At 34.5% G+C, this 22,391-nt stretch carries 16 protein-coding genes; 6 read left to right on the plus strand and 10 right to left on the minus strand.

Annotated elements, in window-relative coordinates:
- Window positions 1-316: 316 nt before the first annotated feature.
- The gene (metK, locus tag ACTU6T_RS03780) at window positions 317-1,573 is read left to right on the plus strand and encodes a methionine adenosyltransferase (protein ID WP_460219930.1); all 1,257 of its coding nucleotides are present in this window, start codon (window positions 317-319) and stop codon (window positions 1,571-1,573) included.
- Window positions 1,574-1,775: 202 nt separating this feature from the next.
- Here metK and ACTU6T_RS03785 read toward each other — a convergent pair whose 3' ends face one another.
- From ACTU6T_RS03785 to ACTU6T_RS03800, 4 genes are all read right to left on the minus strand, one after another.
- The gene (locus ACTU6T_RS03785; RefSeq protein WP_460219931.1) at window positions 1,776-2,612 is read right to left on the minus strand and encodes a GLPGLI family protein; all 837 of its coding nucleotides are present in this window, start codon (window positions 2,610-2,612) and stop codon (window positions 1,776-1,778) included.
- Window positions 2,613-2,977: 365 nt separating this feature from the next.
- On the minus strand, window positions 2,978-5,734 hold the full coding sequence (locus tag ACTU6T_RS03790) for a carboxypeptidase regulatory-like domain-containing protein (protein ID WP_460219932.1): 2,757 nt from the start codon (window positions 5,732-5,734) through the stop codon (window positions 2,978-2,980).
- A 63-nt stretch (window positions 5,735-5,797) separates the two neighbouring features.
- On the minus strand, window positions 5,798-6,685 hold the full coding sequence (locus ACTU6T_RS03795; RefSeq protein WP_460219933.1) for a GLPGLI family protein: 888 nt from the start codon (window positions 6,683-6,685) through the stop codon (window positions 5,798-5,800).
- Between the two features lie 118 nt (window positions 6,686-6,803).
- Complete coding sequence (locus ACTU6T_RS03800; protein ID WP_460219934.1) at window positions 6,804-7,652, minus strand: GLPGLI family protein; 849 nt, start codon at window positions 7,650-7,652, stop codon at window positions 6,804-6,806.
- Window positions 7,653-7,779: 127 nt separating this feature from the next.
- On the opposite strand from ACTU6T_RS03800, the gene ACTU6T_RS03805 reads away from it, so the two are divergent.
- From ACTU6T_RS03805 to ACTU6T_RS03820, 4 genes are all read left to right on the plus strand, one after another.
- On the plus strand, window positions 7,780-9,315 hold the full coding sequence (locus tag ACTU6T_RS03805) for a sensor histidine kinase (protein WP_460219935.1): 1,536 nt from the start codon (window positions 7,780-7,782) through the stop codon (window positions 9,313-9,315).
- Window positions 9,308-9,985, plus strand: coding sequence for a response regulator transcription factor (locus ACTU6T_RS03810; protein WP_460219936.1), 678 nt, complete (start codon window positions 9,308-9,310; stop codon window positions 9,983-9,985). Before ACTU6T_RS03805 ends, ACTU6T_RS03810 begins: the two co-directional genes overlap by 8 nt.
- A gap of 108 nt (window positions 9,986-10,093) precedes the next feature.
- Window positions 10,094-10,876: a hypothetical protein gene (locus ACTU6T_RS03815; protein WP_460219937.1), complete on the plus strand. Its 783-nt coding sequence runs from the start codon at window positions 10,094-10,096 to the stop codon at window positions 10,874-10,876.
- Between the two features lie 2 nt (window positions 10,877-10,878).
- Window positions 10,879-11,493, plus strand: a complete 615-nt coding sequence (locus tag ACTU6T_RS03820) for a deoxynucleoside kinase (protein WP_204346931.1) — start codon at window positions 10,879-10,881, stop codon at window positions 11,491-11,493.
- Window positions 11,494-11,605: 112 nt separating this feature from the next.
- On the opposite strand, the gene ACTU6T_RS03825 is transcribed toward ACTU6T_RS03820, so the two are convergent.
- The 5 genes from ACTU6T_RS03825 to ACTU6T_RS03845 form a co-directional block, all read right to left on the minus strand.
- A complete protein-coding gene (locus ACTU6T_RS03825; RefSeq protein ID WP_460219938.1) occupies window positions 11,606-12,601 on the minus strand; it encodes an App1 family protein in 996 nt (331 codons plus the stop codon).
- Between the two features lie 51 nt (window positions 12,602-12,652).
- Entirely contained in the window at window positions 12,653-13,168 is a 516-nt protein-coding gene (locus ACTU6T_RS03830; protein WP_460219939.1) for a hypothetical protein, read from the minus strand.
- A gap of 136 nt (window positions 13,169-13,304) precedes the next feature.
- On the minus strand, window positions 13,305-16,052 hold the full coding sequence (locus tag ACTU6T_RS03835; RefSeq protein ID WP_460219940.1) for a T9SS type A sorting domain-containing protein: 2,748 nt from the start codon (window positions 16,050-16,052) through the stop codon (window positions 13,305-13,307).
- 129 nt (window positions 16,053-16,181) lie between these two features.
- Window positions 16,182-18,596 carry a sodium-translocating pyrophosphatase gene (locus tag ACTU6T_RS03840; protein ID WP_460219941.1) on the minus strand — a complete coding sequence of 805 codons (2,415 nt, stop codon included), beginning with the start codon at window positions 18,594-18,596 and terminating at the stop codon, window positions 16,182-16,184.
- Window positions 18,597-18,710: 114 nt separating this feature from the next.
- Window positions 18,711-19,238: an inorganic diphosphatase gene (locus tag ACTU6T_RS03845; protein WP_460219942.1), complete on the minus strand. Its 528-nt coding sequence runs from the start codon at window positions 19,236-19,238 to the stop codon at window positions 18,711-18,713.
- Window positions 19,239-19,379: 141 nt separating this feature from the next.
- Here ACTU6T_RS03845 and ACTU6T_RS03850 point away from each other — a divergent pair, with 141 nt between their 5' ends.
- Window positions 19,380-19,820, plus strand: coding sequence for a hypothetical protein (locus tag ACTU6T_RS03850; RefSeq protein WP_460219943.1), 441 nt, complete (start codon window positions 19,380-19,382; stop codon window positions 19,818-19,820).
- A gap of 51 nt (window positions 19,821-19,871) precedes the next feature.
- Here the strand turns inward: ACTU6T_RS03850 and ACTU6T_RS03855 are convergent, their stop codons facing one another.
- Window positions 19,872-22,382, minus strand: a complete 2,511-nt coding sequence (locus ACTU6T_RS03855) for a DUF5686 and carboxypeptidase-like regulatory domain-containing protein (protein ID WP_460219944.1) — start codon at window positions 22,380-22,382, stop codon at window positions 19,872-19,874.
- Window positions 22,383-22,391: the final 9 nt, after the last annotated feature.

Here is a 22,391-nt window from a genome sequence, read left to right on the forward strand (position 1 = left end):
AGAAAATTTTTCTAAATAATTAACATAATCGTAATTAAACCGAAAATTTTTCATCAAATACTCAATATCGCATCATAATAATCAAAATTATTACGTTTTAACACCTACTTCCTAATGACGCTATATTCCTAAATTATGAGACATTCTTTTCTAATATCAAATATATCTGTACTTTTACTACCGATTAAAAACGAGGAAAAATTTGTTCTGATTGCAACCTCATAAAAAAATGCTAAAGCAGTTAGTTTTCAACTTCTCTAGCGACTCAGCAATCTCAACTTATTTTTCAAAACACAATAATATTTAAAGGGATTATATGGGATATTTATTCACTTCGGAAAGCGTCTCTGAAGGACATCCAGACAAAGTAGCAGATCAAATTAGTGATGCATTAATAGATCATTTTTTAGCCTTTGACAAAGAGTCGAAAGTAGCATGTGAAACTTTAGTAACTACAGGACAAGTCGTACTTGCAGGTGAGGTGAAATCAAACACCTATTTAGATGTGCAAAAGATTGCACGTGACACCATTAATAAGATTGGATATACCAAAAGCGAATATATGTTTGATGGTAATTCTTGCGGTGTGTTTTCTGCAATTCATGAGCAATCTGAAGACATTAATCGTGGCGTAGATAGAGACAGTAAAGAAGAGCAAGGTGCAGGAGATCAAGGGATGATGTTTGGTTATGCCACACGTGAAACTGAAAACTATATGCCTTTAGCGCTCGATTTATCGCATCGTATTTTAAAAGAGCTTGCCGATTTACGTCGCGAGAATTCAGATATCACCTATTTACGACCAGATTCTAAAAGTCAGGTGACTATTGAATATAGCGATGATAACATCCCACAACGTATTGATGCGATTGTTGTATCGACGCAGCACGATGATTTTGATGCCGACGACGCCATGCTCGCTAAAATTAGAAAAGATATCATAGAGATATTAATCCCAAGAGTTGTTGCTAAACTACCTGAACACATTCAGGTGTTATTTAATGACGATATCACCTACCATATTAACCCAACAGGAAAGTTTGTAATTGGAGGCCCACATGGTGATACTGGACTTACAGGACGTAAAATTATTGTAGATACTTACGGCGGAAAAGGCGCTCATGGTGGTGGTGCATTCTCAGGAAAAGACCCAAGTAAAGTAGACCGAAGTGCCGCTTATGCCACGCGACATATTGCAAAAAATATGGTTGCCGCAGGTGTGTGTGATGAAATTTTAGTACAAGTAAGTTATGCTATTGGTGTGGTAGAACCAACCTCTATTTTTGTAGATACTTATGGTACTTGCCCATTTAATTTAACCGATGGTGAAATTGCTGAAAAAATTGCAACTATTTTTGATATGCGACCAGCAGCGATTGAAACGCGTTTAAAATTACGCCAACCGATGTATAGCGAAACGGCGGCTTACGGACATATGGGACGCCAAGCGGAAACGGTAAGTAAAACCTTTGAGCAACCTAATGGCAACCCTGTTACTTTAGATGTAGAGTTGTTTACTTGGGAAAAATTAGACCATGTAGACCAAGTAAAAGCTGCGTTTGGAATAGATTAAACTCATAATAACATATATCTAAAAACCTCATAACAGCTTGTTATGGGTTTTTTTTTTGGTGTTAACCGCTCATACTTCATCTTGGTCAGAAAATAAAAACTCACGCAATCTACCACCAACCATACAAGTACACGTTAAACGCAGCAAAAAAAGCCTTCCCTATTAGAGGAAGGCTACATTGTGAATTATTAATATTCAGCAATTATCGACGGCTTCTGCCGCCCATTCGGTTTTGTCGAAACTCTTTCATTTTTTCTACAATGGTTTCTTGATAGGCTTGCTTTGTAATGTCTTGCCCCTTGTTGGGTGCTTTAATCTCTATTTTGTCTTCTGGGTTAATCACTAATTTAGAACAAAGCATAGTTGTATTACCTGCACTCACTTCTAAAATTAATCCTGGTAATCCCCAATATTCTGAAGGGCCATGACCCACTGGAATTTGTGGTGTGTACCAAGCCTCGACTTGGGTCATTGGAATGTCTGGTGCTTCTACTGTGTCTCCTTCTGTGGTTTCTGCTGGCTTTTGACGTCTGAGTTTATCCCATGAAAAATTATACCACGATAATTCATCTGAAGGAATAGATGCTGTAGCTTTAAAGCACATATAATTGCCTATTTGCTTTGATTCTTCACCCATGACCCAAGTGATTGGTTGGAGTTTGTCTTTCACTAAAAAGCGTTTACCGTAAAATTCTTGTTCTTGTATTTGCGTATTGGTCTTTACATTTTTGTATTGCTCACCAGGCGTGAAGTTTTTTCCCCAAGAGTCTGTAGCTCCAGAAATGGCATCGAGTTTGTCATTTTCATTAAATACCGATTCTTCTTTATTAAAGACTAAAGTATAGGTTTTCTCTAAACGGTTTTTTAAGCGTTCTTTAACTTGCTTTTTTTGAGCTTCGGTAAGACGATCGCCCCATCGTCCTAAATCCATAGTAGATTTTGTAAGATATATGGCTTGCCCTTGAAAATCTTGCGCGTTTACATGACTTGTTATTACAAGACAATATAGCATTCCTAATATTGTGATCAATGATTTCATAATACTGAATAGTCGATGTTTTGTTTAACAAATTTAATAAATTATTAAACAACATTTAATCGCTTTATTATAACATTAACAGTCTAAATCTCAAACAACTGATAATAACAAGAGGCTGTTTGAAAATTATCATTCTGAATGAAAATGAAATCTAAACACTATTAAAGTACTATATTATAGATCATTGAGATTTTTCGACTGCGCTCAAAATGACAACAGAAGCACTATTTTGTAGCCTTAGTGCTGCGTTAAGGATGGAGGGCATTGTGGAGCTCTTTATATGTTGTCATTCCGCATCATAATGAGGAATGACAACATATAAAAGCGACTGCTGAGAGCCTGACCTTTAGGTAACACCCAAAATATTATAAAGAATAAATGACTCTAAAGGTGATAAATCGAGGTTGAATGAAATACTCGGTTGTACTTACAGAAAATCCACCTTGACCGTTATTAAATCTGGATTGTGTATTGAGCAAATTGGTTGCTTTTAATTCGTATTCGAATTTTGCATCTTTATCTTTTCGATACGCCAATGAGGCATTCCACAAGTCATTACTATTAAGCGTACGTTCTTCATCTCTAGTATTGGTATAGGTATAATCGGTTCTAAAGGTGACAGCTTTCCAGAGGTAAGCATCAAACTCGATGGTTGGTGCACTAGTAAATATTTTAGTGTTTCGACCACCTTGATTGTTATCGTTTATAGAATGCGTATACGATACTTCTACATTTGGTGCTTCTCTAAAATTGGTACGTAATTGCGCGGTATAACTTTGTCTGAAATTCTCATTTACAGAGCGTTCGCCTTGAATGAACTGATTGAATTTAGAATAAGTAAAATTACCTCTTAACGTCGCTCTTATCTTTTTAAAGTTACGTTGAAATCGTCCAAAAGCATTGAAGGTTTCATCGGCAAATCCTGAATTAAATGGCGAACTCGTTCTAATGATACTTTCAAAATCGGTTAAAGATCTAATCTGATCGATACGTTTACTATAACTTAGGTTTGCAAACACATTGGTATAATTAAACATATTAAAACTATAATACGAGAGATTTACATTGTGAGACGTTCCATTTTGGAGTTGCTGATTTCCAAAGAAATAAGAATCGTAATTATTCATCACCAATCCTCTAGCGAGTTGGGTAACATCGGTAAATTCAGTTTGCATGCGATAATTAAGATTTAAATTCTCACTCTTTTTAAGTTCCATACGCACATTTAAATCGGGAAGCACTCTAAAGAAATTGTCTTTAAACTCGGTTCCAAACTGTGTGTTTTTTGTGCTGTATGCATGCGTTGAAAATCCAGGTGTAAACGTAAACATACCACTTTTTAAGCGATAATGTACACCTAAATACAGATCGCTAAAATTATATTTAGTGTCATTAGTATCGATACCATCATTAAAGTTTGGAGCCGAATCAAATACAGATCCATCATTTAAGTATTGAAAGATATTACTATTAAAATCTTGCCTACTTAAAATCGTTCCTAGCGTAAAGTTGATATTACTCTTGTTGTTTAAGACATTCCAATAATCGAGTTTAGCATCAAGTTGATTAGATCGAATACGCTTGTCTTGAACAATATCATAATTATCTAAAGATCGATCAAAGCCTAAAGCTTCGGCTGTACTATCAAATGGATCTTCATCAGGAAGGTTATCATTTGGATCAAATCCGTTATCATTATTTGTAGGATCATTATCTAATAAGGCATTATAAAACGGATCTTCATCTTGAATTAAATGCTGGGCTTCGAGCGCAAATATATTAGTTTCATTAAGCGTGTAATAGTAGTTCAATTCTTGATTAATACTAAACGGACTATTGGCTTCATCCTGCAAAATATCACCAACAACAGACGATGTAAATCGTTGATCTTGAGATTCTTTAGACGTTCTACCAATTACCGAATAGTCTAATTGGTTATTACTATTGGGTTGGTATTTAGTGGTTAATTTAAGAAGCGCCAAATCACTTTTTTGCTCGGTATTACTTTCGGTATCTTCATCTGGAATTCCTAAATCAGGATTGGTATATCTCACAGAACGGTTTTCTTGAAGTCCGATTCTAGAACTTGTAAAAATGGCAAAGCCACCAATATCCCAAGTCTTTTTAGGCGAGTAGCTAAAATTAGCTGCTCCAAATTTGGTTTCTATGCTTTGTGCTTGATTATTTTGAAGTGTTAAAAAACCAAGGTTATTATTTCCTAAATTAATGTTTGTACCACTCTGACGACTTGGTGCTCTAAATCCGCCCGAAAAATTAAAGAAATCTCGTCTTGTAAATGCAACTTCACCAATATTGTTTAAATCACCAATGAGATTGACACTATATTTCGGACTATAATAAAACAACTTAGGTTGCAAGACATATAAGCCTTCACTATCAGCAACACCGCCTCCAGCTGTAATATCTCCAAACCAAAAGTTCTTTTTCCCTTCTTTAAGTTTGATATTAATGGCAATATTATCTTGATTATTGGTGACACCACTTAATTGCCCAACGTTAGCATAGTTTTTCAGTACCTGAACTTTATCGACCGCATTAGATGGAATATTTTTTGTGGCTAATTTAGAATCTCCATCAAAAAAATCTTTACCGTCAACCATGACTTTTGAGACCACTTTTCCTTCGACTTCTACTTGTCCGTCTTCATTAATCTCAACACCAGGTAATTTTTTGAGAACATCTTCCAATTTTCGTTCGGTTCCATCTTTAAAAGAATCGGCATTATACACCAAGGTATCTCCTTTTATGGTTACTGGCATTTCATAAGTTAATTCTACAGCAGCTAAAGCGTTATCAACTTTGAGTGTATAATCTTTAGAAATATTGACTTCTTTTGTTACAATCTCTTCAGACAACGTCTTCATTCCGATATAGCTTACCTGAACACTATAGGTTTTATTCTTTTCTAAATCGAGCTTAAATTGCCCTTTATCATTGGTAATAGCATAAGACGCCATGGCTTTAGTTTCTTTATTGATAGCTATAACATTGGCAAGCTCTAAGGGATTTCCAATACTATCTTTAACAACGCCTCTTACCGTAATTTGGGCAGTAGTTATGCTTGTTACGAACAGTAACATGATTAAAAAAATATGTCGCATTTGGCTGATTTTTTTTATTCCTTTCCGCTTCGGAAAATGGATATTTTTTGATTAATGTGTCTTTTAATTTCTGCGTCCTCGACCTCGCCCGCCATACATCTCACGCATTTCTTGAATTTTATCTTTCATGATTTGATTGTACTCACTTCTAGTCACAACTTCACCTTTTTCTGGACGTTCTATTGTATCTCGTTCTTTAGGGTTCATCACCACTTTGGTACAGAGCATTACTGTTCTGTCTGCATTGACTTCCAGAATTAATCCTGGCAAGCCCTGATATTCTCCAGGACCAGTACTCACTGGTATTTGAGGTGTATACCATGCCGTTACAATAATAAACTTAGGCACTTCTACTTCATCGAAAGGATCATCAGACTTAGTTGAATCTACAACTTCTTCACTGTCTTTCTTTTCCTCATCTTTATCCTTGTTTCTATTTTTTCGACGCATACTCATAAAGTCCATTTCATCCACTTTCTTTGTTGTTGTGGCTTTAAAACAAGTGTATTGCCCAATCTGTTTTGTTTCGCCTTCTAACTTCCATTCTAGTTTTGGTAATGAATCTTGAACTAAAAAAGACTTTCCAAAAAATTCTTGTTCTTGCAACAATAAGCTTTCTTTTACATTTTTGTATTGAGGTCCGCCTGTAAAGCTGCTCATCATACCTCTAAATGGATTATTTCCAGATCCTGGCGCTTCCAATTTTTCTTCTTCCTTATATGTAGATTCACTACGATTAAAATTTAATACATAGGTTTTTTCTAGCATATTTTTCATACGCTCAGCAATCATCTTCTTCTGTTGCTCACTCATTTTATTACCTCCCCAACTACTCATATCGACAGTAGTTTTGGTTTGATAAATGGCTTGCCCTTGAAAGTCTTGAGCTGAAATAGACATGCTTAAAAAAAGCACAAATACAATACAGAACTTAGCTATAAATGGTCTCATAATTTTGAAATCTTTGTCTTTAGAGTAAAGTTAATGCTTTACAAATTAATTAGACTTCAAAACATATGATAAGTAAAATCTTGAACCGTTAAACTTTTCTTAAACAATCGAGAGTACTCTATCCTCCAATTCTAATTTCAAAGCTCTGACCATCACCATCTCGTCTATTAGAACGCATGCGTTCTTCCATATCTTTCATTTTCTTTTCCATCACTTTATCATAGGCCTCTTGTGTTATCACTTTACCTTTTTTAGGTTCTACGAGCTCAGAAGCCTTTTTAGGATTAAGAACAATCTTACTACAGATTACTGTTTCACTTCCGTCATTCACTTCCAAAATCAACCCAGGAAGTCCATGATAATTCCCAGGACCAGCACTCACAGGAATTTGTGGTGTATACCATGCCGTAATTGTAATTTCTTTCATTTTAGGCGCTTCATCTGAAGTACTTAAATCTTTATCTCCATTGATACTAATACCACTTTCAATATCTTCAATTTCGCGTGTCATGGTCGCTTTAAAACACGTATAATCCCCTATGTTTTTAGTTTCAGACCCTAAGGTCCATTCATGTTCAACTAACTCATCTTTAATTAAGAATAATTTACTGAAAGATTCATTTTGATTAGTAAAGCGTTTTTCTTTAATATTCTTATAAAGCACATCTGCACCTCCTGTGCTTACAACAAACACTTGCATTCCTTGAGGCTGAGGCGCTGCAAGAGCTTCCTCCTCTTTGTAGATAGATTCTTCTTTATTAAATGATAGAATATAAGTTTTCTCAAATTGCTTTTTAAGCATTTCCATCATTTGTTGATGCATTCCAGTATCTACTTGAGTACTATCCAATTTGATATCTATTTGTCGTTTTGACTTATAGGTCGCCTCTCCTTGGAAATCCTGAGCACTTACATTTGCAACAACTAATAATGTTGACACAATGATTAGTTTAACAATTAATTTCATGACTTTTCTGTTGTTTTATGATTAATACACTACAAATGTAAATTTCAGAATCTACTATTTTAGTTAACCAGTGTTAACGTGTGTTAACCGATTAGTTTTTAAAGGTTTTAACATTTACTTTTGACTTATGAATGATTTGAAATACAGATACATACTATATGTTATTATCATTGTTATTCTATCTACAATAGGGATTCAGGCCTATTGGAATTATAAGAGTTACCAGTCTAGCAAGCAACAACTTATTAATGATGTACAGGCCAGTTTGGATGATGCTGTCAACGATTATTATGCAAATCTTGCTCAAGAAACAACACTAGCTCTAAAGTTTGATAACAATACCCATAATAGCGCTTTTGATGAAGGAGGTATTCTAGAACAAGTCACAGCCTCTATTGATAAAGCTAATAGCACATTTAAACATATAGACTCTTTAGATATTCAATCTCTAGAAGGCGTTACTGTTTTAAAAGGTCATGGTATTGATACACTAATACATCACAATGATTCGGCTAAACAACCCATGTCGGCTCAAAATTTTAAATTTTTCATCAAAGATTTTAATTCTGAAGACAGTCTAAATGTTGATATTTCCAGTTTTGAAATGTTGACCAAGCAAGTTGTGATATCTATTTCTAATGACTCATTAAATATTTCAAAAATAGATAGTTTACTTCTGTTAGATTTAAATCGTAAAGGCATCAATCTAGAGTACGAACTTGTTTATAATGACAAAATTGAATGTGATACCATAAGCTGGACCGACCATTTAAGCTTTGACAAATCATTTACAGCTGATAAATTCACATTAAGAACGTCTTCTCAGTCTAGTTTTCTTCCAAAAAATAGCCTACTTGCCATTCAATACCAAAATACAACATGGATTGTTTTAAAACGAATTATATGGGGAATTATCATTTCTACTTTGCTTGTATTAGCTGTTATTAGTTGTCTATTTTATTTACTAAGCATCATAAAGAACCAAAAGCAATTAGCCGAAGTTAAAAATGACCTTATAAGTAATATTACTCATGAATTTAAAACACCCATAGCGACTATTGGTGTGGCCTTAGAAAGTATTCAGAATTTTAATGCTATTGAGGACAAAGACAAAACCAAAACGTATTTAGATATGTCAAGCAACCAGCTTTCAAAATTAAATACAATGGTTGAAAAACTTTTAGAAACAGCAAGCCTAGATAGTGATAATTTAGAGCTCAATATTGACACTTATAATATTTCTGAAGTCATATCAAGCATCACAGAAAAACACAAATTACAGCACTCCAACAAAACTATCACATGTAATCTTGAACAAGACGTATATGCTAAAGTTGATGTATTTCATTTTGAAAATGCTATTAATAATCTTGTTGATAATGCCTTCAAGTATGGAGGATCAGACATTAGTGTACGTTTAGCAAAGATGGGGTCGGTAATTAATATCGTGATTTCAGACAATGGAGGATCGCTTACCAAAACTCATAAAGAACGAATTTTTGAAAAATTTTATCGCGTACCTAAAGGCAATACTCATGATGTCAAAGGTTTTGGAATTGGTTTATATTATACCAAGAAAATTATTGAAAAGCACAATGGTGGTATTTCTTTAGATCTCAGCAATTCACTAACCACATTTAACATTACCATACCAAATGTCTAAAACCACGATTTTATTAGCTGAAGACGAACCAGCCTTAGGACAAATCATAAAAGAAAGTCTTGAAACAAGAGATTTCCACGTATTGTTATGTGATAATGGCGAAACCGCTTTACAAACGTACCAAAATCAAAATCCTGAATTACTGGTTCTTGACGTTATGATGCCAAAGAAAGATGGTTTTACTGTAGCTAAAGATATTAGAGCTATTGATAATTCGGTGCCAATTATATTTCTAACTGCTAAATCACAAACTAAAGATGTAGTTGAAGGCTTTACAATTGGAGGCAATGACTATTTAAAAAAGCCATTCAGCATGGAAGAACTCATTGTTAGAATAAATAATCTACTCAATAGAACAAGAGTTCAAAAAACATCTGAGATGATTCAGATTGGTAAATACACCTTCGACTTTCCAAAGCAATTATTATATTTTGACACGCACACACAACAACTCACACATAGAGAAGCGCACTTATTATTTCATTTGATAAGCAATAAAAATCAAGTTTTAGACCGCTCCATTATACTCAATAAATTATGGGGAAATGACGATTTTTTCTCAGCACGTAGCATGGACGTTTTTATCACAAAACTCAGAAAAAAACTCCAAAACGATGAGCACATTAAAATTATCAATGTAAGAGGATTTGGATATAAATTAGTGGTCTAGTTGCAGCAACAACTCTATATTTTTATTTACAATTATACTTTTAATCTTAATGATGAGTTTAATTAATACTGGCTCAATTTTTGTATTTTTCAGTTCTATATTTTAGACATGACATTATTAAGATTTCTTTTCTTACTGTTTAGCGCGAACCTTATTGCCCAAAACACAATAGAGCTTCTTCCTAAAGAGGCTATTGAACTTGAAGCAGATCAAATTATTGCGATAGACAATTTTGAAACCATCTATTATACCAAAGGCCCTGTTTTATATAAAAAACCAAAAGACAAGTCTTCTATAAATTACAGCAATGTTCAATTAGGGTTTCCAACAACAGTTAACGCATTCAATCCGTTAAAAATAAATATGTTTTATCAGGATTTTAATACAGTTATTATTCTGGATAATCGTTTGGCTGAAATTTTCAAAATCGATTTCAACAATAACCAGCCTTACAAAAATGTTTCTCATGTATCTACAGGTTTTGATAATACGCTTTGGATTTTTAATCAAGACCAACAGCAATTAGAATTATATGATTATAAGACTGATAGAACAAGAGCAACAACAGTTCCAATTCCATCCGAAGTATTGGATTTAAAAAGTGATTACAACTCATGCTGGATACTTACTAAAGCTTATTTGTATCAATACACTTATTACGGAAGCCTCGTCTCAAAACTTAAAAACAAAGGTTTTACATCAATAGCAATACAGGATGAAAACATGATTCTGAAATCGAATACTAACCTATTTTACAAAGCAAAACAAAGCGATACTATTATTCCAATTGCGACTCCCAAATTGTTAATAAATCAGTTTTTACTAACCAATGAAACCTTGTATATTTACGATTCGAAAAAACTTCATTCATACCAACTAAAAATCGAATAGATATGCACGTTGCTGTCGCAGGAAATATTGGCGCTGGAAAGACCACACTTACTAAGTTACTCGCAAAACACTTTAGATGGGAACCTCAATTGGAAGACGTTGTAGACAATCCATATCTTGATGATTTTTATAATCAAATGGAACGATGGAGCTTTAATCTTCAGGTGTATTTCTTAAATAGTAGGTTTCGTCAAGTCTCTCAAATTCGTCAAAGTGGAAAGGATATTATTCAGGACAGAACCATATACGAAGATGCGCATATATTTGCACCTAACCTTCACGCTATGGGATTAATGACCAATCGCGATTTTGAAAATTACCGCTCACTTTTTGATTTAATGGAAAGTTTTGTTGAAGGTCCTGATTTATTAATTTATTTACGTAGTTCTATTCCTAATTTGGTGTCGCAAATCCATAAAAGAGGTAGAGATTACGAAAATTCTATTAGTATAGATTATTTAAGTCGCCTCAATGAACGTTATGAAGCTTGGATTCATGGCTACAACAAGGGCAACCTATTAATTATTGATGTTGATAATTTAGATTTTGTGGCCAACCCAGAAGACTTAGGTGGTATCATAAACAAAATTGATGCACAAATAAATGGTTTATTTTAGGGCGTTACCAACCTACGCTTAAACTTCGGCTGGTCAGGCTCTCGGTAGTCGCTTCCAGAAATAAATTTCTGGAGAGCTCCAACAATACCTCCATCCTTAACGCAATTTCAGGTCATTTTATAAAACCATTGCGTCTAGCATGTTCAATAGCTTGCGCACTACTTTCAACTAATAACACAGGGGTTTGATTATAGCCTTCAAACAAAGCTTTAACGCGTTGCATTTTCTTTTTATGACTTACACTTCGTAAATAAATAGCAGCCACTTGAGATGGAAATGCCTTAGCAACATCCATATATATATCGGCATCATGCTCACCACTATCACCAATTAAAATAAATTTTAACTTTGGATACGTTTTTAAAATATTGACAATTTCAATATGCTTTTGAGGTTGATCTCCAGATTTCTTTTTAAAAATATCCTTAAAACTCCGTAATAATATAGGGCCTTTTGGGAATGCATTTTGTTTCAAGAAAAACTCAAGATAACGATATAAATTCCATGGACTGTGGCTCACATAAAAAATAGGATTAGCATTTTCACCAGATTTGCCACGATGCAATTTATGATAGAATTCTGCTGCACCTTCTAGAGGAATTCGACTTGCAGCACTCTTAAAAATACTATTCATAAGTACTTTCCACTTCAATGTAGATACTACTCCGGTATGAATGATCGTATCATCAATATCGCTTATAACTCCAAATTCAGCTTGAGAGCAGGGAATTAATAATTCACCTGGAAACCGATTAGAATTTTGAATACTTCTATTAATATTAACATCATTATAAGCCACTTCAAAATTAAGCCAACCTTCGTCATTTGCTAAATCATTTAAACCTTCAACCTGTTCATCAAGTTTAAAATAGCCATGATCATCGGTAATTGTATTTAAAACAGTACCATTTGGCAATGTAATTTTTAGCTCAGTATATTTGATTTCATCACTCTCAAAACGTTTCCATGAATTAATAAACAGACCAAATAATCCTTTCTGTTCTAAATCTATTGTTTCGTCCTCAAGGGCACGACCTCGCATGTAGAAATGCGTATCTGTTCCGTAGCTTTGAAAAGTAATAACTTGTAAAGGGTCTTTTTTGAACACTAATCGAATACATTAGAGGTTCAAGATACTAAAATCGAAAAACATAAAAACCTATATAGCATTGTAATTCATCTCCAACTTTATAAACACTTCTATTTCAGACTTTAGATCGGATAATTGTTCCATTAGTAACCTATGATTAGATTTTAATTTATCTTTCGTCACTAACAATTCATCTATTAATCTATACCGCTTGTTGACTTTTTCTACAGCTAGTTCATGCTCTAATTGACCCATATCGTGATCTAACTTATAAATGGCAGTGATGATTGATTTGAATTTTTCTTTGAAATTTAAAATCACGGTTCTTTTTTTAGGATAGACCATTACAAGATTTTCAAGAAGATTTTCAAACTTATAATTTACTCCTGAATGCGCACAACCCAAACGAGAAGCTCTTTCATTACAAAGTTTAACACGATTGAACACTACTGAAGCGCCTTGGGTTTTATAAATTGGTTGATTGTTAACATCCATCAACACACTTTCATGATGCATTGCACATTTCACAACCTTTATGGAGGTCATAGTTTGAAGCAAATATGTTGGATCTAATTTACTTTTCATATATCATAAAAGTAAAAGAATTGCCCTGAATACACATAGGTATAAATACCCTTTTTATTACTACAAAAAGCAGCCACAAATTTCTAGATTTAACTTAGAATTCATATGGCTGCTTTTATTTTTTTAACCCTGTGTATTATCGTATAATTAGCTTCTTAACAATTATAGCTCCTGTATCAGCAGTAAGATTAACAAAGTATATTCCAGAAGATAAATCTTGAGTATCTATTTGAATATCTGAATTAATTCCTTGTAAAGATTGATTACGAAGCACTTTTCCATTAAGGTCAATCACACTTATATTTTGTAGTGTATGCTTGCCATTATAAGCAATGGTAACAGGGCCAGTTGCTGGATTAGGATACAATCTAACAGCTGTATCATTTATTGTAGTCTCTTCAAGACCCAAAGTTGTTAAATCAGATTGAAACATTCCATTACCATGAGTACCAACCAATAAAATATTATCTGAAGGCCTATACACTAAACTACTCACTACTGCTAAACCTATTTCGTTTGGACTTTCTAATTGCCAATCGGTAGTTGTAGGGTCTAAACTAGAATACAAGCCTCTTGCTGTTCCGACAAAATATCCTATTTGTCCATTTACTTCTGCAATTGCAGCAGATCGAATAGAATAAGATGCTAGATTTCTTTCCACTAATTCCCAAGTAGGTGCATCACTAGTTGCATCAGAAGTTATAAAGATATTATCAATTCCGTAGTTAGAATACACTACCATCGCGATATCTGGGTTGGTTGGATGAATTGCTACACCACTCACCATAGTTCCTCCACCTACTGTTGCACCAGCAGGCGTAATATTAACTGCAGAAGCTGAATTAGAGGTAAAGTTTCTAGGATCATCAAGTCTAAACACACCACCATTTTGTCCTCCAATAAGCGTATAACTCGATGCCGAATATGTCCCTCTTGTTGAGGCCATACTTCTAATATTTTCGCCTGTAGTTAATGGACCGATATTTTCCCAAGTCAAAAACTGATCTACAGTTGAGGCCTCAAGAGCTCTATAGATATCATTTCCATTGATGTAGTACAGCGTATTGGTTTCTGTATCTAAATAAAAATAAGTTACAAAAATACTTTTGTTTCCATTTCCAGTAGTAGAAGAAGGCCTTATGTTTTGAAAAGAATTATTTCTCAAAGTAAAGAAATTACCATTTTGAGTTCCTAAGTATAATTGAATATCATCTAAATTCTCACCTGTATCAGTGCGTCCAATAGCAACAGCTACTCCATCGCCTCCAAATATCGAGAGCATTTCAGTAGAACTTCCTAAACCACTAAGTGGAGAGGCACTACCTAAAGTTGTTCCATTATCTTGAGCACCTCCAATAACCAAATCAGAACCTGCTTGAGGATCCATAGCTACATGATAATACTGATAAGTTTGATAATTGTTATTTAGATTCGTCCAACCTACTGTACCTGCTGTAATATCAGCACTATGAACACCTCCATCTGTACCAGAATACAATATATTATTATTAAAAGGACTAAACACAAGATCATGAATATCAGGATGATGTGAATCGCCTCCTCCTAAATTATATAATCCATAACTAAAGTTACTAATATAGCCGCCAATGCGGTTAAATGTGGCATCGGTAATAATATTATTAATTCTATAAACGTTAGTTCCTCCAATAACTACAAAATTTTGATCATCTGGTTTTACCGAAACTTCAAGATCATATCCACCTTGAATTGCAAATGGGTCATTTCCAGCTAAATCTCCACCAGGTTCATCAGGCAGTTTGCTTGAATAATCTATCCATGAACCATCATTTAAGTCATATCGCCATAAATCGGCTTCAATACCTCCATTTCCATTTCTGTATAAAGCATACACAATATTTGAATTAGACGGTGCAATTCCAAGCACAATACGTCCATTTGAAGACCATCCTAAAGGATTAGAATTTTGCGCAATATTGGTATAACCGCTATTTCCAGTTTCTGAAGTAAATACACCATTATTAGGCACTCCATTACCAGGCATTGCAGCAAATACTCTTCCAGTAGTCGTTACTTTAACATCTGTAAAACCACTTCCAGCTGTATTTTGAAGTTCTGTATTAAAATTAGTTCCATCATATCTCAAAATTGCTCTATAAGCCGCTACATACAACTCTCCAGTTGTTGGACTCACTACTAATGAATTAATGATATCAAACAGACCATCAAATGACTCGAAAGGTGTATTAGTCTGTGGTATTTGGGCCCACGTAACACCATTATCTGTTGAGCGCCAAATCCCTTGACCTAAATAAAATGCTCCAACGGCGCTGGCACTATTTCCAGACAACTCTCCTGTACCGTAATACCATATATTTTGAAATCCATCTCTTGGATCTTGCGCGATTGCAGTCACATTATGAATTTCATCATTACTAGAAACCTTCACCCAAGAAGCACCTCCATCGGTACTTCTAAAAAGTCCGCTACTTACTCCACCAGCTAACATGGTATTTCCAGTGGCATCACTTAGGTCTATAGCGAATGCTCTTGTTCTCCCACCTAAATTTGAAGGACCTCTAGATACATAAGGGCTAGCAAAACTTCTGGATTGGATGCTTAACATTTCTTCTTTAACCTGAAGTGCCATAGTTAGCTCCTCTTCTTTTTCATCAAGAGGAATCACACCTGTTAGCGGGTTTTTTTGCATATCATATTCAAATTGAACACGATCTTCTACGGCTTCCATTTTTTCAGCCATAGTTTTTTTACTTGTCTTTTCAGGCTTAAGATATTTTAAGCTTGAGACATGTTTTTGGTCATTTGATGTTTCTGAGTAAATAAGGACGATAGAAATTAATAGTGTAGCCAAAAGCCCACCTAATAGCAGTAATTTTTTTTTCATAAGACTTGGTTTTTCTTTTTCAATTTCGAAGATACTAATAACTAATTCAATTTTAATGAAAAGCTTGAAAATAAAAAAGCCATACTATATTGGAAATAGCATGGCTTTATATATGAGTATAAATGGTAGTTATTCTTTGATCACTTCCATTTTTTTAATCACTTTAATTGCTTCTCCTTCAGTCTTAGTCGCTGAAACTTCGAATGCTTTCATTTTTTCTTCAATTTCAGCTTCAGTGCCAGAAAATGTTTCTTCTTTAGTTACTTCTTCACCATTTTCGATGGTTGTATAAGTGATTGTAGCTTGAGCAATATCTTTAGCGTCCATAGTCATTTCTACTTCCATTTCCGCATTCGCTAAGCCTTCTTCAGTTGTATGCCCACCTAAAATAGGAGCAATAACCAAACCTATCAAACATGTCAATTTAATTAAGATATTCATTGAAGGTCCAGAAGTATCTTTAAAAGGATCACCTACAGTATCTCCAGTAACTGCAGCTTTGTGCGCATCAGAGCCTTTATAAGTCATTTCACCATTTATCTCAACACCAGCTTCAAAAGACTTTTTTGCATTATCCCAAGCGCCTCCTGCATTATTTTGGAAGATAGCCCATAATACACCTGACACAGTCACACCAGCCATATAACCACCTAACATTTCGGCGATCGCTTGATGATCCATACCAAATAGCATTGGAAGAAATGCAATAGCTAATGGAAATCCGATAGTTAATAAACCAGGTAACATCATTTCTTTTAAAGACGCTTTAGTAGAAATTGCCACACATTTATCATACTCTGGTTTCCCAGTACCTTCCATAATCCCAGCAATATCTCTAAACTGACGACGTACTTCTTGCACCATTTCCATGGCTGCTTTTCCTACCGCATTCATTGCTAATGCAGAAAACACTACAGGCACCATACCACCAACAAATAACATGGCTAGTACTGGTGCTTTAAAAATATTAATTCCGTCAATCCCAGTAAACGTTACATAGGCAGCAAATAAGGCTAATGATGTTAATGCTGCAGATGCAATAGCAAATCCTTTACCTGTTGCTGCAGTAGTATTTCCAACTGAATCTAAAATATCTGTACGCTCTCTAACGATTGGTTCTTGTTCACTCATTTCAGCAATACCACCAGCATTATCAGAAATAGGTCCAAAAGCATCAATTGCTAACTGCATTGCTGTTGTTGCCATCATTGCTGAAGCTGCTAAAGCTACACCATAGAATCCTGCAAATGCATATGATGCCCAAATTGCTCCAGCAAATAATAATACTGAAGGGAATGTAGAAATCATACCAGTTGCTAAACCAGCAATAATGTTAGTACCAGCTCCAGTAGATGATTGTTGAACGATTTTTAAGATAGGAGGTTTCCCTAATCCAGTATAAAATTCTGTTACTGATGAAATCACTGCACCTACGAATAATCCAACTAAGGTTGCAAAGAATACACGCATGCTAGAAATCTCTTGTAAGCCTTCTCCGAAGAATTCCATTTTCATTGTTTCAGGTAACATATACATACATAATCCGAAACATGACGCAGCAACTAAAATAATAGATGTCCAGTTACCAATATTTAAAGCTCCCATTACTTGAGCTTCTTTGGCATCGTTACTTTTAATTTTTACAAGCATGGTACCAATAATGGAAATAATAATACCTGCACCTGCAATTGCCATTGGCAATAAAATTGGGCCAATACCACCAAAACCATCAGTTATAGCACCACCCATATCTTTAATAACATAATTTCCAAGTACCATAGCAGCCAATACAGTTGCAACATAAGACCCAAATAAATCAGCTCCCATTCCAGCTACATCACCTACGTTATCTCCTACGTTATCTGCAATTGTTGCAGGGTTACGAGGATCATCTTCTGGAATACCTGCTTCAACTTTACCCACTAAATCGGCTCCAACATCTGCTGCTTTTGTATAAATACCTCCACCTACTCTAGCGAATAAGGCAATAGACTCTGCTCCTAAAGAGAATCCGGCTAAGGTTTCTAACACAACTGTCATATCCATGGTGTTTGTCCATTCACCTCCCATAAAGAAGTGGAAGAAAAATATAAAGAACGCTGTTAATCCTAAAACAGCTAATCCAGCCACTCCAAGTCCCATTACAGTTCCTCCACCAAAAGAGATTTTTAATGCATTTGGTAAGCTTGTACGAGCAGCTTGTGTAGTTCTAACATTTGTTTTCGTAGCGATTTTCATTCCGATGTTTCCAGCGAAAGCAGAAAAAACAGCTCCAAAAATAAAAGCAACTACTATAAGAATGTGCGTTGTTGGCACAACAAAAGATACTATAGCAAGTAAAATACTCACAATTACTACAAAAATAGCTAGTAATCTATATTCAGCATTTAAAAATGCCAATGCACCTTCGTAGATATGATCTGAAATTTCTTTCATTTTACCATCTCCAGCATCTTGTTTCATAACCCATGATTGCTTTACAATCATGTAAATTAATCCTAAAAGCGCCAAAGCTATTGGCATGTAAATCATTAATGACTCCATATTATAATTTTATTTGATTTGTTATTTAGCTGGGCAAAAGTAGTGAAATCCATTAAAACTAAAAAACCCTACGTATTTAATAACGTAGGGTGTAATTTTAGAGTTTTTATTGATCTAAATCGTAAAATCGCCTTTTGTTTTATGATCGCTATTTTCGTATCTGTCGATACATTTGTTTAGAATCTCATAAGCTTCTTCAGCATTTCCCCAACCTCCTACATCTACTTTCTTCTTTTCTAAGTCTTTATACACTTGAAAGAAATGCGTAATTTCTTTTTTTCTGTGTGGATTCAAATCTGTAATGTCTGTGTAAGAGTTCCAAATTGGATCAGTAACAGGTACACAAATCAATTTTTCGTCAGGTCCTTTTTCATCTGCCATATGAAAAACACCAATCGGTTTAACTTCCATAACACACATTGGAAATGTTGGTTCTGTTCCCATAACCAATACATCTAACGGATCACCATCGAGCGCTAAAGTTTCAGGAATAAACCCATAATCTCCAGGGTACATCATTGAAGAAAACAACATACGATCAAATCGTATTTTATTGAGTTCAAAATCATATTCATATTTATTACGGCTTCCTTTTGGAATTTCAATTAGCACGTCAAAGGTCAACTTTCCTGTTTTCGTCATTTTGTTTTGATTCTTATTTCGGGCTGCAAAGATAAGTTATTGTTTGAGTTGAGCAATCGAACTCTGCTAAAAATGTGGTATTTCTATTTATTTTGTATCAAAGTTATATCTTAGTTCTTATAAACAGTAACAATTAAAATAATGCTTAACCGATTAAAATTTTCAATTACTATCCATGCAGAAAAAACCAAGATTTGGGACGCACTTTGGACAGACAAAGGGTATCGCAACTGGGCAGGTGTCTTCTTTGAAGGGTCTTATGCTGTAACTAAAAATTGGAAAGAAGGTAGTATAGTACATTTTCTTGGTCCTGACAAAAGTGGGATATGCAGTAATATAGAAAAACATATTCCTAATAAAACTATACAATTCAAGCATATTGGAAATGTTATAGAAGGAAAAGAGCAACCTATTGATGACAAAGTAAAAAAGTGGTCTGGAGCTACAGAAACTTATACACTTACAGGAGAAAAAAATATCAATTCACTCTTGGTTGAAATAGATGTCTTAGATGAACATGTTGAATTTATGACACGTACATTTCCGCAAGCACTAGAAACAATAAAAAATGCATGCACTTAATACAATAGTTAAATTATTTAGAAAAGATTAAATGATGACTTCTGTATAACTTTAAAAACTAAACCCAAAACTTCCAGTCACACCAAAAGCTCTAGCGTCAGGGTTAGTGAGATAGTTTCCTCTAAAGTTAAAATCAATACGTAGTATTTTAAAAATATTACCTACACCAAAACTGTACTCATAATAGATATCATCGCTTGGTGCAATTAAAGGTGTTTCCACTGGATTTCCAGTGGTGTTTAACGCAATATTCTCCCTTGATATATCTCCCCAAACACCTCTAACACCTAGAATAGCTCTAAGGTTATATTTTTTCAGAAATGGAATTCGTGAAAATATGCGCCCGTTAAAATTATGCTCTAAATGCAAAGATGTATAGGTATCTGTCACAAACTCATAAAAATCAAGTTGCGGAAAGGTATTATATATTGAAAAATAAGATTGATTACCAGGAACTACACTCAATAAAGCCAGAGGCACTTCTCCAAATGTTTTTCCCGCTTCAATTGTAGTGGTTAATCGTCCGAAACCACCAACTTGCCATGGCTGAATGTAAGAAAATTGCACCTTAGTATAATCAAAATCACTATTAAAGAGGTTACGATCTCCTCGCGTTACTTGAGCAAATAAACTTGCAAAACCATCATTTGCAACACGACGTTCTACCCCAAACCCAGTCATTTTTCGCTTTGGAAAATAGGATAGCGATAAAGCTGTTTCAAATTGTTTTACTTCCGAAGAAATTCCCGTAGGTGAATTTGGATCATTATAATCTAAACTAAATGTAGGTGACGCCGATTCTAGTGTTTTATAGGTGCCACTAGTTCGAACAACAAAGTTTCGAGTTGGTTCTATTTCAACAGCCATTGTAGTTAAATTGATCGTTGTCAACTTATCATTAACTGCTGTTCCAACAACAGCAGAGGAAGCTAAACTACGCCCTAAAACATCTGTTGAAGCTGTTAAATTTGCACCTATTTGCTCTACATCACGACGATTCCCACCAGAAATGATAATCCGTCTCTTTTTATCAATTAACCATTTTCCAGAAATCCCATACTTGAATTTGTCATCTTTAAATCCGTAAGCCAAAAATCCTTCTACTCGCCAAAGGTCATTAGGTCCAAAATAGGTTCTACCTCCTGTTCGCAATCGAATCCCTTCAACTTCATTAGATCCAAACGTTGAGAAAATTGGTCCATAATCAAAATTAATACTAGGAAACTCAATATAACCTGAAGCTAAAATGCTCCCGAGATTATAGAGTCGCTTAAACTTTTTAACCGTTTTAAGTGTATCAAGCATTTTATAAACACCACGTTCGTCTTTGTTAAGAGATTCCATACGGTTTTGCTGCCAAAACTCATCATCTCTATTATAAGCGTCTTCATTATAATTATACACTTCAACATCATAGAACTTTTCGTCCTTCGGAATATCGAACTTATAATTATCATACAAGGTTGTACGCTTTCCATAAACACCACGTGACTTTTCCTTTTTATTCAGCGCAAAATCAGACAACATATAATCGCGCTTAATCAAAAACAACGAATCATTTAAAACTTCAAACTCTTGCTCAATATAAATCTCTTTTACCCAATTGATATTAGCACTTTTTGAGGCTTGTAGATTAATATCTTTAATCGCATAAGTAGAATCATTTACCCAAAAATCACCTTTGAATGTGAGTTCATTTTTTCGTCTCGGATAATATATGATATTGTAGCACCATTTGTTATCAATAAAAGCACTATCTGAGAGTACATAGTTATAGGTTTGAATTCCTGTTCGTGATAAGGGGCTTACAAAACTCTTGTCAAAAAACTTGAGGTAATTATCATAAATATCGAAATCGGCATAGAGATCATCAATAAAATCAATGATAATTTGGTTATTACTGAAACCAGAATTCTTATTCCCTTTAAGGTCTTCCTTTTCTTCTTTCAGGAGATTATCTCCATACACTTTACTTACCGCTTCATTTAAGAAAATCGGCAAATAAGTCTTACCCGTAACACTTGATGTGTCGACCTCTTCGAATACAAACTCCATACCTCTAAACAGCTTGCTTTTAATAAGAGCACTATCAATGGTATTTAAATCAAATTCAACTTTTTCGTACTTATCATATTGGTATTGTTTAAACTGGCGCAAACCATTTTGACGCTTACGCTCCCAAATCTTTTTAAGAATTCTAATAGCTGGGTTTTCAGATGCTTTTTTAGATTGTTTTCCTGTAACAATCACAACCTCATCAAGTGCTCCGGCTTCTTCTTTAAGTACAAACCTTAAATCGTAATTGACTTTCTTGTCGAGTGGAATTTCTTTTAGTTCATATCCCAAAAAAGATACGATTAGTGTTTCCCAAGTATTTTCAGACTCTAAATAAAATCGACCATCTTCATTAGTAATGGTACCTTCTGTAGACCCTTTAAAAAGTACATTAGCGAAAGCAACGGGTTCGTCATTCTCATCAAAAACATGTCCGCTAACTTTCGTTTGAGCGAATGCAATAGATATTCCGAAGAATAGACATAAAATAAGGAGCTGTTTTTTCATATAAGTAAA

It is taken from the genome of Psychroserpens citreus (assembly GCF_055686305.1).

What these genes read in the sequence shown, in the direction of transcription:
- metK (WP_460219930.1), top strand. Translation starts at nt 317, where the DNA reads ATGGGATATTTATTCACTTCGGAAAGCGTCTCTGAAGGACATCCAGAC.
- ACTU6T_RS03785 (WP_460219931.1), bottom strand. Translation starts at nt 2,612, where the DNA reads ATGAAATCATTGATCACAATATTAGGAATGCTATATTGTCTTGTAATA.
- ACTU6T_RS03790 (WP_460219932.1), bottom strand. Translation starts at nt 5,734, where the DNA reads ATGCGACATATTTTTTTAATCATGTTACTGTTCGTAACAAGCATAACT.
- ACTU6T_RS03795 (WP_460219933.1), bottom strand. Translation starts at nt 6,685, where the DNA reads ATGAGACCATTTATAGCTAAGTTCTGTATTGTATTTGTGCTTTTTTTA.
- ACTU6T_RS03800 (WP_460219934.1), bottom strand. Translation starts at nt 7,652, where the DNA reads ATGAAATTAATTGTTAAACTAATCATTGTGTCAACATTATTAGTTGTT.
- ACTU6T_RS03805 (WP_460219935.1), top strand. Translation starts at nt 7,780, where the DNA reads ATGAATGATTTGAAATACAGATACATACTATATGTTATTATCATTGTT.
- ACTU6T_RS03810 (WP_460219936.1), top strand. Translation starts at nt 9,308, where the DNA reads ATGTCTAAAACCACGATTTTATTAGCTGAAGACGAACCAGCCTTAGGA.
- ACTU6T_RS03815 (WP_460219937.1), top strand. Translation starts at nt 10,094, where the DNA reads ATGACATTATTAAGATTTCTTTTCTTACTGTTTAGCGCGAACCTTATT.
- ACTU6T_RS03820 (WP_204346931.1), top strand. Translation starts at nt 10,879, where the DNA reads ATGCACGTTGCTGTCGCAGGAAATATTGGCGCTGGAAAGACCACACTT.
- ACTU6T_RS03830 (WP_460219939.1), bottom strand. Translation starts at nt 13,168, where the DNA reads ATGAAAAGTAAATTAGATCCAACATATTTGCTTCAAACTATGACCTCC.
- ACTU6T_RS03835 (WP_460219940.1), bottom strand. Translation starts at nt 16,052, where the DNA reads ATGAAAAAAAAATTACTGCTATTAGGTGGGCTTTTGGCTACACTATTA.
- ACTU6T_RS03840 (WP_460219941.1), bottom strand. Translation starts at nt 18,596, where the DNA reads ATGGAGTCATTAATGATTTACATGCCAATAGCTTTGGCGCTTTTAGGA.
- ACTU6T_RS03845 (WP_460219942.1), bottom strand. Translation starts at nt 19,238, where the DNA reads ATGACGAAAACAGGAAAGTTGACCTTTGACGTGCTAATTGAAATTCCA.
- ACTU6T_RS03850 (WP_460219943.1), top strand. Translation starts at nt 19,380, where the DNA reads ATGCTTAACCGATTAAAATTTTCAATTACTATCCATGCAGAAAAAACC.
- ACTU6T_RS03855 (WP_460219944.1), bottom strand. Translation starts at nt 22,382, where the DNA reads ATGAAAAAACAGCTCCTTATTTTATGTCTATTCTTCGGAATATCTATT.